General features: G+C 44.7%; 10 protein-coding genes. 6 read left to right on the forward strand and 4 right to left on the reverse strand.

Annotation, left to right across the window (positions count from 1 at the left end):
- Positions 1–43: 43 nt before the first annotated feature.
- Positions 44–2671 (reverse strand): Lon protease family protein, encoded by a 2628-nt coding sequence (locus FTV42_RS05440; protein WP_005262133.1) that lies wholly within the window; start codon positions 2669–2671, stop codon positions 44–46.
- 198 nt (positions 2672–2869) lie between these two features.
- On the opposite strand from FTV42_RS05440, the gene FTV42_RS05445 reads away from it, so the two are divergent.
- From FTV42_RS05445 to rpmE, 4 genes are all read left to right on the forward strand, one after another.
- Positions 2870–5038 (forward strand): MFS transporter, encoded by a 2169-nt coding sequence (locus FTV42_RS05445; RefSeq protein WP_005251321.1) that lies wholly within the window; start codon positions 2870–2872, stop codon positions 5036–5038.
- A gap of 1 nt (position 5039) precedes the next feature.
- On the forward strand, positions 5040–5441 hold the full coding sequence (gene gloA / locus FTV42_RS05450) for a lactoylglutathione lyase (RefSeq protein WP_004279741.1): 402 nt from the start codon (positions 5040–5042) through the stop codon (positions 5439–5441).
- Positions 5442–5585: 144 nt separating this feature from the next.
- A complete protein-coding gene (locus FTV42_RS05455; protein WP_005251322.1) occupies positions 5586–6566 on the forward strand; it encodes a bile acid:sodium symporter family protein in 981 nt (326 codons plus the stop codon).
- Positions 6567–6761: 195 nt separating this feature from the next.
- Positions 6762–6986: a 50S ribosomal protein L31 gene (rpmE, locus tag FTV42_RS05460; protein ID WP_004279743.1), complete on the forward strand. Its 225-nt coding sequence runs from the start codon at positions 6762–6764 to the stop codon at positions 6984–6986.
- A gap of 98 nt (positions 6987–7084) precedes the next feature.
- On the opposite strand, the gene FTV42_RS05465 is transcribed toward rpmE, so the two are convergent.
- The 3 genes from FTV42_RS05465 to epmB are packed head-to-tail and all read right to left on the reverse strand — an operon-like array spanning position 7085 to position 12008.
- The gene (locus FTV42_RS05465) at positions 7085–9250 is read right to left on the reverse strand and encodes an EAL domain-containing protein (RefSeq protein WP_180037883.1); all 2166 of its coding nucleotides are present in this window, start codon (positions 9248–9250) and stop codon (positions 7085–7087) included.
- Positions 9232–10977 carry a GTPase gene (locus FTV42_RS05470; protein ID WP_180037885.1) on the reverse strand — a complete coding sequence of 582 codons (1746 nt, stop codon included), beginning with the start codon at positions 10975–10977 and terminating at the stop codon, positions 9232–9234. Before FTV42_RS05470 ends, FTV42_RS05465 begins: the two co-directional genes overlap by 19 nt.
- Before the next feature lie 14 nt (positions 10978–10991).
- Positions 10992–12008 (reverse strand): EF-P beta-lysylation protein EpmB, encoded by a 1017-nt coding sequence (epmB, locus tag FTV42_RS05475; protein WP_180037887.1) that lies wholly within the window; start codon positions 12006–12008, stop codon positions 10992–10994.
- A gap of 382 nt (positions 12009–12390) precedes the next feature.
- Here epmB and efp point away from each other — a divergent pair, with 382 nt between their 5' ends.
- A complete protein-coding gene (efp, locus tag FTV42_RS05480) occupies positions 12391–12960 on the forward strand; it encodes an elongation factor P (protein WP_004279747.1) in 570 nt (189 codons plus the stop codon).
- Between the two features lie 171 nt (positions 12961–13131).
- A complete protein-coding gene (locus FTV42_RS05485) occupies positions 13132–15231 on the forward strand; it encodes a carbon starvation CstA family protein (RefSeq protein WP_180037890.1) in 2100 nt (699 codons plus the stop codon).
- The last annotated feature ends 6 nt before the right edge of the window (positions 15232–15237 follow it).

The raw sequence follows: 15237 nt of genomic DNA on the forward strand, positions 1-15237 counted from the left end.
GCGCTTTTTTTTATCTCTACTTTTGCTTAGGTCAAGGTTAGAGTTAATCCTCTGTCGCTGCATCCGGCTTTTCAACTGTCGAAGCATCAGCATCAACTTCAGTTTGTGGCTCGACGATTTGCTTCTTGTCTTTTTTCTTCTTCTTTTTTTTCTTTTTCTTCGGCACTTCGACCAGTTCGGCACCATCTTCAATCGCTTGCCAATAATCCAGCTGTGCCATCACTGCGGCATAGATTGAATTTTTGCTATAGCGACCTTTTTTATCCAAGGTACCGACAGGACGCGCCATCAGGATTTCCAGCGCCTGATCAATGGTATCAATCGCGTGAATATGGAACTGACCTTCTTCCACAGCAATGGTGACATCTTTACGCAGCATCAGATGTTGCATATTTTGACGCGGGATAATCACACCTTGTTTTCCGGTCAGACCTTGTAACTTGCAAGCATCAAAGAAACCTTCAATTTTGGCATTCACACCACCTACAGGCTGTACTTGTCCCAGCTGGTTCATGGAACCGGTAATGGCCCAGGACTGATCAATCGGTAACTGGCTTATGGCAGACAGTAAGGCAGACAGTTCCGCGACTGTGGCACTGTCACCATCGACCTGGCCATAACTTTGTTCAAAGGCCAGTGCAGCAGAGAAATGCAAGGTCTGTTCACGACCAAAATGTGCTTTCAGGAAAGACGACATCAGCAACACGCCTTTAGCATGTAAAGAGCCACCGAGTTCGACACTGCGTTCGATATCCAGAATATCACCACCACCTTGATAAACCGAAGCAGTCAGTCGTGAAGGCAGACCAAATTCAACATCAGCATAATGAATGACGGACAGGGCATTGATTTGGCCCAGACGATGGCCGCGGGTTTCGATCAGTTGAGTACCACGAGTCAGATCTTGCCAATACAGTTCACGTAAATAGCCGAGACGATATTTGCGATGATCCAGGGCAGTATTGATATGTTTTTCTGACACCATCTTGTCGCCAGCCTGGAAGGCATGATGATGTGCTTCACGGATCAGATCACCCAGCGTCAGGGCATGTAATGACAATGAACTTTGATCTTCGGCCTGACGGCTGGAATCTGTGAGCAATGCCGCCAAAGCAGAACGGTCAAAAGGTAATAATTTATCCGATTGCACATAGTCGGCAATCAGCTGCATATAGGCCTGCTCGTTGTCGTCATTACGTTGTAATGTATCGGTAAAATCAGCACGGATTTTAAAGATGCTGCCCAGCTCTGGTTCAAGCTCTAAAATTTCATAATAAATTTCAGGCTCAGCCAGCAAGATGACCTTGATATTCAATGGAATCGAAGCAGGTTCAATCGAAATGCTGCCGGTTAACGTGATCATATGCTCAAGCGAGGACAATTTTAAATGCCCCGATTTAAGCGCGCGCTTCAAGCCTTGCCATGCATAGGGCTGTTCCAGCAATTGTTCCGCTTCCAGCATCAGGAAGCCACCGTTAGCCTTGTGCAAGGTACCTGAACGAATCAGGGTGAAGTCGGTGGTAATCGTGCCATTTTGGGTCAGTTGTTCCACATGACCCAAAAGGTTGTAATGCGTTGGAAAATCTTCAAAGATCACCGGTGCACCACTGTTCGGCTTATGGGTAATAATTACATTTGCCTGATAACGTGCCGGAACGCGGCTGAATAGTGCCGGAGTGAAGTCATCTTCTTCCTGTTCCAGCACGATTTCGACATTATTGATAATGTCTTCGGCATAATATTTCAGATAATGTTCCAGACCTTCCACATGTTTGAATTTCGCTAGAATCTGTTCGACTCGCGGCAAGACGACCTGCTTGGCGATATCGCGGTTCAGGATCTGTACGCGATCGCGTGCATCATCTTCCAGATCACCTAGGTGTAAACCCAAACGTTCCAGTTTCTTGTCCATATAGCGCATGTTAGAGGCTAGTTCGGCACGATCTTTGTTGCTTAATGCATTCAGATCTTCCTGAGACATTTCCTGCAATTTGTCATCAATCAGATGCACAGGGACAAAACAGTGCTCATCATGTCGCGAGATCAGCTTCAGATCCAGTTCTGCGCCTTCTTTGGTCAGTTCGATCAGTGCCTGCTGCTGTTCATCACCCGTTTCCTGGCGAATCATTTCAATGCGGTTATGATAGGTCTCTGCAGTAAAACGGCGCTCAAGCTGCTTGAGGATCGTTTGCCAGCTTTGATTCAACATGGCCTGGAATTTCGGCCCTTGACCTGAGGGCAGTTCTAGCGCAATCGGCTGACGCTGGTTCTGAAAGTTATTGACGAACACCCAGTCATTCGGGGTTTCCATAGTTTTGGCGTGCTGTTGCAGCAAACGCTTCACCATGGTGCGTTTTCCGAGTCCTGCGGTACCCACAGCAAAAATGTTATAGCCGGAATAAGGCAGGGCAATCCCGGCCTCAACTGAGGCGCGTGCGCGATCTTGGCCCAAAAAGTTATTCAGGGGCTTGATCCGTTTGGTTGACGCAGGAATTTTTTCTAGGTTTGGAATATGCGTCAGCTGGGTGGATGTTAACCGGGTATGGTCCAGAGTATTTTTAATTTCGCTTTGTTCAAATGCAGAGATAAGTAAATCTGAGCGGATTTTTTGTGGAGTTGTGCTGGTGTTGCTGGCAATAGAAGAATTAATTTGATCGAGTCTCTGGGTCACTGTTGAAAATCCAAAACGAAATATTACGTTGATGAGAGTTAAGGTATACAGATTTACTTGAAAAATTCAAGCCAACATGTCGCTTTTGCCAGAAAATAAAAAACCGGAAATGTGATAAATATATAAATCTTGTTGAAAGATACGCTATTACAGGATTGAATAGCAGCAATTGGTTTTTCTGCGGAAAATAATAAAGCAATGACAACACAAACGACGGGTTGGAAATCCGCATTTACAGCATTTTTAGATCGACGTGCATTGATCATGCTGTTCTTGGGATTTTCGGCTGGTGTGCCGATTCTTCTGATTTTTTCCAGTCTGTCTTTATGGTTAGGTGAGGCCGGAATCAGCAAAAGTGCAGTAACTTTCTTTAGCTGGGCCGCATTGGGCTATTCGTTTAAATTCGTCTGGGCACCGCTCATTGATGAACTTCCTGTCCCTTTTCTGACCAAGGCTCTGGGACGTCGTCGTGCCTGGTTGCTGATTGCGCAGATTCTGATTGTCTGTGCCATTTCCATTATGGCCTTTTCTGATCCGGCTTTGGGTGCAACACATTTACAGCAAATGGCGCTCGGTGCAGTCCTGCTTGGTTTCTCCGCAGCAACGCAGGATATTGTGATTGATGCCTACCGGATTGAACTGGCGGAAACCCAGATGCAGACCGTATTGGCCGCCACCTATAATGCCGGTTACCGGATCGGGATGATTGTCGCTGGTGCTGGTGCCTTGTTTCTGGCGGCCTATTTGGGAACTGCGAAAGGCAACTATATCTATGATGCCTGGAAATGGACCTATCTGGCGATGGCTGCTGTCATGCTGGTCGGTATTATCACCACACTGTCCATTCGGGAGCCGCAGGTTGACCGTGTGCGAAAACACTATGTGCGCAGTGATTATTTCCGTTTAGTCGCCGTATTTTTTGTTGCGGTGATCAGTTTTGTACTGAGCTATATCTATTCAGGCAATCTGGTGGACAGTATCAAGCAACAGTTTGCTATTGAAGATACCTTTGCCTTGTTCTGTTTTGAGGCCTTACGCTTTATTGGCTCAGGTGCTGTCGCATTTGCGATTGGTGCAAGCTTGGTAAAAATGGGTGCGGTTAACAGGCAGATGGCCTATGAAACCTGGGTCAATCCGGTTGCAGACTTCTTTAAACGTTATGGCTTGAAACTGGCATTGGTGTTGTTATTGCTGATCGGTTTTTATCGGGTCTCCGATATTATTGCCGGCGTCATTTCTAATGTGTTCTATCAGGACCTGAATTTCAGTAAAGAACAGATTGCCGAGGCGGTTAAAGTCTATGGAGTCATTTTCTCTTTAGTCGGTGGATTCCTTGGCGGGCTCTTGGCCCAGAAGATGAACATCATGAAACTGATGTTTGTTGGTGCTGTGCTGGCCTGTTCCACCAACCTGATTTTTATCGGCCTGGTCAAGTCTGGTGAAAAACTAGCAGCTGTCGAAGTCACGGTCGGTAATCAGGTTTATCAGGCAGAGACCGATGAAGTTGGTTACTGGAAGCTGGATATACCGAGTGCTGTGCTGGCGCAGAGCAAACAGCTACAAGTATCGGCTGCTTATCTGGATGGAGATGTTACTGATCAAGCCCCGGTACAGGTCAATATGCCGTATTTGACCACAGAACAGGGCAGCACCCAGTTACAGATCTTGCCGATCACCAGTGACAATAGCCTCACTGTAGCTGAACAGGACAAGACCATTGTAGTGCGCGGCCAGTATGTCGGTGAAGCACTGCAAGAAAATCAAAAGATTGTTTTACAAATCAATGATCAAAATATTGAGGCAAAACTGGAAAGTGAAGGCGTATTTACTGCCGCGCTTCCTGCACAACAACTGATTCAGTCACCTGCACATATTATCAGTGCCGTCTTGATGCAAGATGATCAGGCACTGCAGCAAACAACGCATGTTTATCAGGTCAATGATCAGCTGAGCAATACCCAGAATCTGGATGTCGATATTCAGCCCTTGGCAGTGGTGGATAGCAACAGTTCAGATACGGTCGAAGTCAGTGGCAAGGTGATTAAACCTTATAGCGACAAGTGGCTTTATTTTGCCATTATTGTCGATAATCTGGCCGCCGGGCTGGCTGGTGCTGCGTTTATTGCATTCTTGTCGAGCTTGACCAGTGTGTCATTTACCGCTGTTCAATATGCGATTTTTAGCTCACTCATGACCCTGACGCCTAAGATTTTAGGTGGATATTCGGGTACTATAGTCACCAATATCGGTTATCCGAATTTCTTCCTGATGACTACTCTGATTGGGATTCCGATCCTGATTCTGGTGGTCTGGGTCGCAAAACTGCTCGGTGAACACCAACAACAATCTGTACAGAAGGATGATTAATATGCGCATGCTACATACCATGTTACGTGTAGGCAATTTAGAACAATCTCTCAAGTTCTATACTGAAGTACTTGGCATGACTTTGCTTCGTAAGCGTGATTACGAAGAGGGCCGTTTTACCCTGGCTTTTGTCGGTTATGGCGATGAAGAGAATCACACCGTACTGGAATTGACCCATAACTGGGATACAGACAGCTATGAACTGGGCAATGCTTATGGTCATATCGCGATTGCAGTTGATGATGCTTACAAGGCTTGCGAAGAGATTAAAGCGCGTGGCGGTAATGTGGTGCGTGAAGCTGGCCCAATGAAAGGTGGCGTGACTGTAATTGCATTTGTAGAAGATCCAGATGGCTACAAGATCGAGCTGATCCAGCAAGACAACAATGCACGTAATAACTAAGTGTGACGTAGCGAGATATATGAAATGCATTCATGTATAGATGAAAATATTACATCAATCTGAGTGCATAGCATGGGCCCGGCATCTGTTAAGATAGCCGGGCATTTTTATATCAAACAATAAAATCTGAGGGATTATAGGGATATGCTTAAGTTCTTGGCATTGGATCGGTTTACGATACTGTTGTTTGTGATGGTTTTGCTGGCCAGTGTGCTGCCAGTTTCGGGGCAGGCGGCTGAAGTCTTTGGCTGGGTGACGACAGGAGCGATTGCCATCCTGTTTTTCCTGCACGGCGCCAAACTGTCTCGTGAAGCTGTGGTGCAAGGCATTATGCACTGGAAATTGCATACTTTAGTTTTTGCGCTAACTTTTGCCCTGTTTCCGATTCTCGGGCTTTTGGCCAAGCCGATTTTATTACCCATGCTCGGACAGGAACTATATTGGGGTTTCCTGTTTATGTGTTTCCTGCCATCCACCGTGCAGTCCTCGATCGCCTTTACTTCAGTGGCTCATGGCAATGTCGCCGGGGCGGTATGTAGTGCCTCTTTTTCCAATCTGATCGGTATGTTTATTACTCCATTATTGGTCGCATTTTTTATTCTCGGTCAATCTGATCATGGTTTTGATCCGACTTCATCGATTATCCAGATTACACTGCTGCTCTTGGTGCCGTTTATTTCAGGACAGATTCTGCGTCCCTGGATCTATCCGCAAATGATGAAAATGCCAAAAATCGTCAAGGTCTTCGATCAAGGCTCGATTTTACTGGTGGTGTATGGCGCTTTTAGTAGCGCCGTAGTGGCCGGGCTGTGGAATGAAGTGAGCCTGAGTACCTTGTTGCTGCTATTGCTGGCTTGCTCGGTGTTACTCACCATTGTGATGCTGTTATCACTTTATATTCCACGCTGGCTGGGCTTTAGCCGCGCTGACCAGAAAACGGCATTCTTTTGTGGTTCCAAGAAAACCCTGGCCAGTGGAGTGCCGATGGCGCAAATTTTATTTATTGGCCAGCCGCTGGGCATGATTGTCCTGCCGATCATGATTTTTCATCAGATTCAATTAATGGTCTGCGGGATTATTGCCAATCTGTGGGCCAAAGAGACTGGGTCAGAAGCTGAAGAATAATTCGCATATTAAATTCGTTTCACGTATAATAATGCCCACTTGTTGTGCTTAGCTCTGACGGTATCCGTCTCGGTGGGCCAAAAGAATGGTCTGTTGTGGTGTTGATCTGCATGAACGATGTTCCTGCTTCCTCAGTTGAGAGTGATCAATAGCGATGACAGCTAAACCTTCTTGAATCTAATGGAGTAATCGACGATGCGCGCCGATATTCACCCAAAATATGAAACTTTAGTTGCTACTTGTTCATGTGGTAACGTAATCGAAACTCGTTCAGCTCTTGGTAAAGAAACTCTTTATCTAGACGTATGTTCAGCTTGCCACCCATTCTACACTGGTAAGCAAAAGAACGTTGACACTGGCGGTCGTATCGACAAGTTCAAACAACGTTTTGCTGGTATGTCACGTTCTGTTAAACGTTAATATCCAAAATGAAAAAACGGGCTTTAAGCCCGTTTTTTTGTGCCTGCAATTCAGAAGATGATCATGCCACTTTCTAAGTTGCAGGTTTGTAGCAGCACTTAATGCTCTTGCACATCAATCAAATGATCGAGTTTTTTCTGGAAATAATTCCCCTGAATAAAGCGGGCATCCACGTTCCAGGCATTGGCGAACAATGTCATATCATTTAATTCACGGATCAGAATATTGAGTGGCTTGATTTCATTATAGCTGGTGATTTTTTCCTGTAACTGCTCAATCTCGGTATCTTTATTGAGCATATTGGTTAAGCTCGAATGTAAGCTGACACCATCCAGTTCCAGTTCGCGCAGTAAATTTTGACTGTACATGGATTGACCAAAATCACGCAGTGCAATCAGTGCGCCATGTTCATACAGCACGCGTAGATATTTTTGTGCATCTTGTTGATTCAGTAAAATATCTTCTTCTGAGAATTGCAAGATTAGCGGATGCTTCACTTTACTGCGAATAATCGTAATCAGCTTAGAAATAAATTCCGGGAAGGTGCGGTCTTTAAATAGTACGGCACGGTTCAAATTGACAATTAAGCTTGCATCAGGATACTGGGTAATAAAGTTGTGTAGCTGTTTACTAGCTTCAACCAGAATCCAGCGATCCAGTTTAATGGACAGTTCATCATCTTCATGAAGTTCTAAAAGGCTAGAAATATCCTGCCATTTATTCTCAAAAATAAAGCCACTGGTCACTTCATAGGTATATAAACGCGTATCTTCTTTATCATAGAGTTGCTGATACTTTAAATGGATCTCGCCACGTTCCAGACATTCACTTAAGGCTTTCAAAATAGAAGGTGTAGCGCTAGGAATAGACGTGACTGCTGGACTGACGGCTGCCAATGTTGGGCTGGCAACTGGTGTTTCAGCAACACTGAAATCTATACTTGGCATTTCTACCGCAACCGGACTGCTCAGTGACGCAGGAATATCAAGTTTAAATTCAGGTACAGCTTCTGCTTGAGGTAAAGATGTCGAGAATGCTTGTCCAATCAGCGTATTACAATGCATTTCATCTTGCAAACCCTGTTCAAGCATGACATAGCCCAAGCGCAAAGTTAGAGGGAATGACTTTTGTCCCACTGTAAGGAGTTGCGGTTTGCTTAAGGCATTTAAACTGATTAGTTTAGATTCAAGAATTGCTTTAGAGTCTGCCTGAAACAGACCGACAACGACATCATATTCCAGTTTAAACAGGGGAATATGGGTCTGTTCCTTGAGGAATTCTTTGACTGCATCAAAGTACCCATTAAAAGTGGCCCAGTCAGATTGTAGAACTTCCGGGTCATATGCACTTAAAGAGAAAGTGACTAAGGCATTCACCGGTGCAGACTGCTTGTTCAGTTCACGTTTAAGTGACTGAAAAACACTTGGTTTTCCAGGAGTTTTCTCGGAAAAAACCGTTTGAGATTGAGTATCAATGCTAATTTGTACTGCATCTTCTTCAGCAGTTGAAGGCAAGAATTCCAGTTTTAATGGGTTAGATGCGGACACATGCGGATTCAGAGACTGAATCTCGACTCGACCTAAATCAAATTGACCCTGAGAGATCTTTTTGAAACGGGTTTTAAAATCATTCAAATCTGAAGGCTGGAGCAGATCTAGTAAAGGTAGACCAATGATCTCATCTTCATTTTGCAAGCCAAACAGTTTCAGGTAGTCCGCATTGACCTGAATATGAATCCCTTCCTGAATGGTGGCAACAGCACGGTTGCTGTCGTCTACTAAAGATTGTGCCTGAATTTGTGCTGTTTCCAGCTCAGTCATTAAATGTTGCTGAGATTGTGACAAACGGCTAAATGACAATGCTCGGACCAGTCCCACATAAAAGCGTTCCAAGTAGTCGAAGTTGAGAATGTCATATACCCCTTTACGGATATATTGCGCATACTGTTCAGCCTGATAATCATCCGGTTTAAGCAAAATCATCGGAAGGTCAGGTTGCAGCGAAAGACGCACGATCCCTAAGGCCTGTTCGTATTTCAGATCGTAGGCACGCCCAAAAATAATCAGATCCCAGTTGAAATTTAATTGTTTTTCAAAAGACTGCAGATCATCCAGCAGCACAGCATCGACCTGATAATCATGACTGGTCAGAAGATCACGGATTTGGTTATATCTAATTTGATTATCATCAATAATCAGTAAACGTGTTTCAGTACGTTTTAACTTTTTAGACAATAATGGATTTCTCACTTCAATGCTTCCCATAAATCATGATTTCTGCTTTCATTCATGTGCTGATCGATAAAGTTTTCGATCATCTCTTCTTCCTGATCATTGAGTAATTCATAATCAAAACGGATGAAACTCTGCGTAATCAGTTGTGCTTTGGTCAGATAGATTTTGATTTCTTCCTGACCGAGACGTAAATGAATGGTTTGTTTTTCCCTAAACATCTGTGAACCAGAGACAATCAGGCTGGTCGAGACCTGATCCAGTTGCGTCATTTTCACCAACAGGGCAGGCTGATAGTTGACATGATGACGTTCGGTACGGGTATAAGCTGCACAAGGAAAGAGCTCTTGTGCCAAAATTTCTAGCCCGATTTCTAGGCTCTTATCCGTTGACTGCTTGATCCAGCGAATCACACCGCCACGCCACTGACTCTGGGTTTTTTCCTGAACCAGAATGAATTCACCGGTTTTCAGGTTAGCCGGGGTAATACCAGTCCATTTAATCCGGTAACCATTGACACTGATATCCAGAACTTCAGCGCTATGGATCTGTTTGGTTTCTCGATCGAGCGCCTTGATACTGCTAAAGGCACTTGGAATCGTATTTTCCATCGAGCTGACAAAACTGCTTTCGCTCTGGAAATTATAATTAGCCTCGAGTTCCAGGGTTTCGTTGAAGTTTTTACCTTTAGATAGGTAAAAATGCGCCACACTCAAGCCAAAGCAGATATTGATCTGGGCTGAATATTCATAACGTTCATAACGACGCTCGACATTGTTTGAGAGCAGATTGTAGATATGAAAATGCAATGCAGGGGTCAGGAACAGTTTTTCATTCCGCGACAGATACTGGGCATTTTTGCTTTGAGTCCCCGTTAAATGATCCATCAGGTTCTGGGTAGAAATATAGAAGCTTGGCTGAAACTGTGGCTCTTGATGGGTATTAAAGATCGGCGGATGATCTTTGCTGGCATCGACTACATAACGGGACAGCGTGGTTTCCTTCGGCAGGATCTGTACCAGTTTGGCCCAGTCAAAACTGCATAGATACAGGCCCTGAATTTCTGCAGGCCGGATCTGATGAGTATTGAAGATATCCAGTAAAATCAGCTGTGCATAGGCATGTGCAATATTTTGGATTTCATGCTGGGTGCCTAATACCTGATTGATATTACTTTGATAGAAATTGTTGTCTATGGCACATTCAAGCAGTTGATGGGCAGCTAGCCATTGTCCCAGACCTGGCGTGCTATATAGCATATGCTGTTGATATAACAGAAGGGAGAGTTGCTGTAGTGCATAATAAATCGACACCATCCGGGCAGTTTGAATACTCTTCTTTTTGCCTAGAGAAAATAGCGAAAACTTCTGATGGGTCAGCTGATGATTGCAGCGTTTGACGATATCGATATAAATTTTGGCAAAATGACTGCGCAACAGCATGGCCAGTTCAATAATCTGGTCATTGCGGTCGGAAGTGATCAGTCCCTGATTGACAAAATGTTTTTCCAGACTGGTCAGAACATTTTCAAGGGTGGGATGTAAGACCTGAATCAGGTCAAAGCGCAGGGTTTCTGTACATTTCAGCTCAGAAACTTCCAATAAGGCATTAAACAGGGATTTGGATGAATTCCCTAATTGTAGAATCGAAATCCCCGCAACCCATTCCTGCAAAGCCTTGGCAGTGGTTGGACAAAAGCTCAACTGCTCTCGTTTAAGTTCCGTCGGTGTCTGAAAAATGTCTGAAGTATGCGTGCTCATCTTTATTATTTAACTCAAAAATGTTGAAACCCCAAAAGCGGTGTCTTATTCTTCTCGCCCGCTATTTCTCGAACCAGTTTAGGAACCAAATACCCCGGCAGGTTCGCTAAAACTTCTGTATAAATCTCATTAATATGGTCAGGCGCTAAATCAAAATGATGCGCACCTTTTACTTTATCAAGTACATGTAAATAATAAGGCATGACCCCGGCATCAAACAAGCGATAGCTTAAATCCACTAAAACCTGAGCAGAATCATTCACCCCGTTTAATAAAACCGCCTGATTCAGAACGGTGATCTGCTGTTGAACCAGTTGGTTTAAACGCTTGCAAGTGAAGTCATCCAGCTCCGATGCATGGTTTGAGTGTACCACCAGAATAATACGTAGCCTACTGTTTTTTAAAATGCTAAGTAGCTCTTCGTCGACTCGGTTGGGGATCACAATAGGAACTCGTGAATGTATTCTTAAGAATTTGAGATGTGGTACTGATTCTAATCGTTCAATCCAGGTTTTTAATTTCCGGTTCGATAAGGTTAGTGGATCACCGCCACTCAGAATCACTTCATTAATATCAGGCTGGCTTTCCAGATATTGCTTGATATTTATCCAGTCTTCATTTTTAGGCAGATTTTCCTGATAGGGGAAATGCCGGCGGAAACAATAACGGCAATGTACAGCACAGGCACCAGTCAGTGTCAGCAAGAAACGGGATTTATATTTGTGCAGTACGCCGGGTTGCTGATTGGCCTGTTCTTCGCCCAAGGGGTCGGTAACAAATCCTGGATGTTCTTCCAGTTCCAAGTGATGGGGTAGCACTTGTAAAAGCAATGGGTCTAAAGGGTTTCCGACCTGTATTTTGCCCACAAAAGCACGCGGCACACGCAACTTAAACTGTTCAGAAGCTAAAATGGCACCTGAGAGCAGTTGCTCTGGTGCAAGTTGCAGTACTTCAAGCAGTTCGCGGGGATCAGTGATCAGGTCGCTGAGCTGTGATTGCCAGTTTTGTTCTTGATATAAATAGTCTGTCATGCTGGAAGATTAACAACAATAAGTGAGAGGACAAAGCCTGATGGGCTCAGTTTAACAGTTTGTGCCGAAGCGCAATAATCCACTGCGCTGTAAAATAAAGAGCGATTCAGCTATGCTGATCTTGGTGCTCGCCTGATGGTATTTTAACGTTGAGCAAGACATGAATAAACAAAGGATTTTCATTTCTGATTGTAACTTAAACAGCCTGAGCGGGTGAAAGCGGATTTTTTCATTGCGGCAAAGTGTATTGCTCATTTAGAATACGCAACATCAAATGAATGTGCATGTGGCAACTCAATGTTCGTGTCAGACTTGCTAAATGACATCGCAACAGCCCATAGCATCAATAGATTAAAGTTAGTAAGTTTGGAGTGCGCCAGTCATGGCCTATTATTCTACGAATGATTTCAAGTCAGGCCTTAAGGTTATGCTTGATGGTAACCCATGTTCAATCATGGAAAACGAATACGTAAAACCAGGTAAAGGCCAAGCTTTTAACCGCGTAAAATTACGTAACCTTAAATCAGGTAAAGTTCTAGAAAAAACTTTCAAATCAGGCGAGAACCTAGAAGCGGCTGATATCGTTGAAGTAGAAATGGAATACTTGTACAACGATGGCGAAATGTGGAACTTCATGGATCCTGTTACTTTTGAACAGATCGCAGCTGATAAAACAGCGATGAGCGATGCTGCAAAATGGTTAAAAGACGATTCAAATGAAAAATGTACCATCATGTTGTTCAATGGCGTGCCTTTAAACGTAACTCCACCGAACTTCGTCGTACTTAAAATCGTTGAAACTGATCCAGGTGTTCGTGGTGATACTTCTGGCGGTGGCGGTAAGCCAGCGAAACTTGAAACAGGTGCTGTAGTACGTGTTCCATTATTCGTACAGCAAGAAGAAAGCGTTCGTGTAGATACCCGTACTGGTGACTATTTAGAACGTGCATAATGGTTTGAAAATAGACTATTATCGAGAGGGATGATTTAAATCATCCCTTTTTTTATGCCAAAGTCGTAGAGGAAAAGCAAAAGAACAGGCGTAAAGTCGCAAGGGAAAACAGCAGTACCTCGAACAACAACAATCACGCTGATTTGTATGCATCACAATATGAGGGATTGAATGGAAACTTTACAAAAGAAGTCGACGCTGACTTCGAAAATGATTTGGCTTTTGGTAGCCATTGTGGGTGCAGTCTCTTTTGGAGTTCTGGCACTGAGTCGGGGTGAGCATGTCAATGCAGTCTGGCTGGTACTTGCCGCCGCCTGTGTATATAGCATTGCTTACCGTTTCTACAGTTTATTTATTGCCACCAAAGTATTTGAGCTGAATGAACGCCGTTTAACGCCTGCGCATCGTCTGGCCGATGGTCTGGACTATGTGCCGACCAATAAAAGTGTTTTGTTTGGCCATCACTTTGCAGCGATTGCCGGTGCAGGTCCGCTAGTAGGCCCGATCCTGGCAGCGCAAATGGGCTATTTACCTGGGACGATCTGGCTGTTAGTCGGTGTCGTACTTGCGGGTGCAGTCCAGGATTTTCTGGTACTGTTTATTTCCACCCGTCGTGACGGTCGATCACTCGGGGAAATGGCAAAACAGGAACTGGGAACCTTTGCCGGTATTATCGTGATGCTTGGTGCCTTGGGCGTGATGATTATCATTCTGGCGGTACTGGCACTGGTAGTGGTGAAAGCTCTGACCAACAGCCCATGGGGTGTATTCAGTATTGCAGCGACCATTCCGATTGCGATCTTTATGGGCATCTATATGCGTTTTATCCGTCCGGGTAAAATTGCTGAAGTCTCGATTATTGGTTTTGTCTTGATGATGCTAGGCATTATCTACGGTGAAAACATCGCACAACATCCATATTGGGGCCCATTCTTTACGCTTTCTGGCACTGAGTTGACTTGGGCGCTGATCATTTATGGTTTCATTGCATCGGTACTGCCAGTCTGGCTATTGCTTGCACCACGTGATTATTTGTCCACCTTCCTGAAAATTGGCGTGATTGCAGGTTTGGCTGTGGGTATCCTGTTTGCCATGCCTGAAATGAAACTGCCAGCGATTACCAAATTTGTGGATGGTACTGGTCCTGTATTCGCAGGTTCTATGTTCCCATTCCTGTTTATTACTATTGCCTGTGGTGCGATTTCCGGTTTCCATGCCTTGGTTTCTTCAGGGACGACACCGAAACTGGTCAATAACGAACGCGATATCCGGGTGATCGGTTATGGCGGTATGTTGATGGAATCTTTTGTGGCGATCATGGCCTTGATCTGTGCTGCAATTCTGGATCCAGGAATTTACTTTGCCATTAACTCACCAGCAGCCTTGCTCGGTACTACCGCAGAAAGCGCAGCAGAAGCAGTGCGAACCCTTGGTTTTGTGGTAACGCCTGAAGCCTTGACTTTGCTGGCACAGGAAGTCGGTGAAAACTCGATTCTGTCACGTACTGGTGGTGCGCCTACCTTTGCAATCGGTATGGCACATATCATCACGGAAATCTTTAATAGTCGTGAAATGATGGCGTTCTGGTATCACTTTGCGATTTTGTTTGAAGCACTATTCATCCTGACTGCTGTAGATGCGGGTACGCGTGCCTGTCGTTTCATGGTGCAGGATACTGTCGGTATTGTGATTCCAGCAGTAAAACAATCACATAATTTCTTCGGAAACCTGTTGGGTACTGCGGTTGCAGTGGCAGGCTGGGGCTTCTTCGTCTATCAGGGCGTAGTCGATCCACTCGGCGGGATTAACAGTTTATGGCCGCTGTTTGGTATTGGTAACCAGATTTTGGCTGCGATGGCACTTATTCTGGGCACTGTGATTCTATTCAAGATGAAAAAGCAGAAATATGTCTGGGTGACGATTATTCCGACTGTATTCCTGTTCATTACCTCAATGACTGCAGGCTGGCAAAAGATTTTCCACGAAAATCCAAAAATTGGTTTCTTGGCGCAGGCAGATCGTTTCAACACGGCGATTGCCAATAATGAAATCCTAGCGCCAGCGAAAACTGTGGCAGAAATGCAGACGGTAGCGATGTCGAACCAGATTAATGCTGCACTCTGTGCTTTTTTTATGATTGTAGCCTTTGTCATGTTGTTTGCTGCAATTCGCGTTATCCGTCGTGCATTGGCAAATCCTGAGCCATCTGTACATGAAGCAGAAGCGATTTATCGCGATCCTGAAGAGATTCAGCCAGCGAAAGGTCATTAAGGGGAA

This window comes from Acinetobacter sp. YH16052 (assembly GCF_013417155.1).
GTDB lineage: Bacteria > Pseudomonadota > Gammaproteobacteria > Pseudomonadales > Moraxellaceae > Acinetobacter.

What these genes read in the sequence shown, in the direction of transcription:
- FTV42_RS05470 (WP_180037885.1), bottom strand. Translation starts at nt 10,977, where the DNA reads ATGAGCACGCATACTTCAGACATTTTTCAGACACCGACGGAACTTAAA.
- FTV42_RS05445 (WP_005251321.1), top strand. Translation starts at nt 2,870, where the DNA reads ATGACAACACAAACGACGGGTTGGAAATCCGCATTTACAGCATTTTTA.
- FTV42_RS05455 (WP_005251322.1), top strand. Translation starts at nt 5,586, where the DNA reads ATGCTTAAGTTCTTGGCATTGGATCGGTTTACGATACTGTTGTTTGTG.
- epmB (WP_180037887.1), bottom strand. Translation starts at nt 12,008, where the DNA reads ATGACAGACTATTTATATCAAGAACAAAACTGGCAATCACAGCTCAGC.
- FTV42_RS05485 (WP_180037890.1), top strand. Translation starts at nt 13,132, where the DNA reads ATGGAAACTTTACAAAAGAAGTCGACGCTGACTTCGAAAATGATTTGG.
- gloA (WP_004279741.1), top strand. Translation starts at nt 5,040, where the DNA reads ATGCGCATGCTACATACCATGTTACGTGTAGGCAATTTAGAACAATCT.
- rpmE (WP_004279743.1), top strand. Translation starts at nt 6,762, where the DNA reads ATGCGCGCCGATATTCACCCAAAATATGAAACTTTAGTTGCTACTTGT.
- efp (WP_004279747.1), top strand. Translation starts at nt 12,391, where the DNA reads ATGGCCTATTATTCTACGAATGATTTCAAGTCAGGCCTTAAGGTTATG.
- FTV42_RS05465 (WP_180037883.1), bottom strand. Translation starts at nt 9,250, where the DNA reads ATGGGAAGCATTGAAGTGAGAAATCCATTATTGTCTAAAAAGTTAAAA.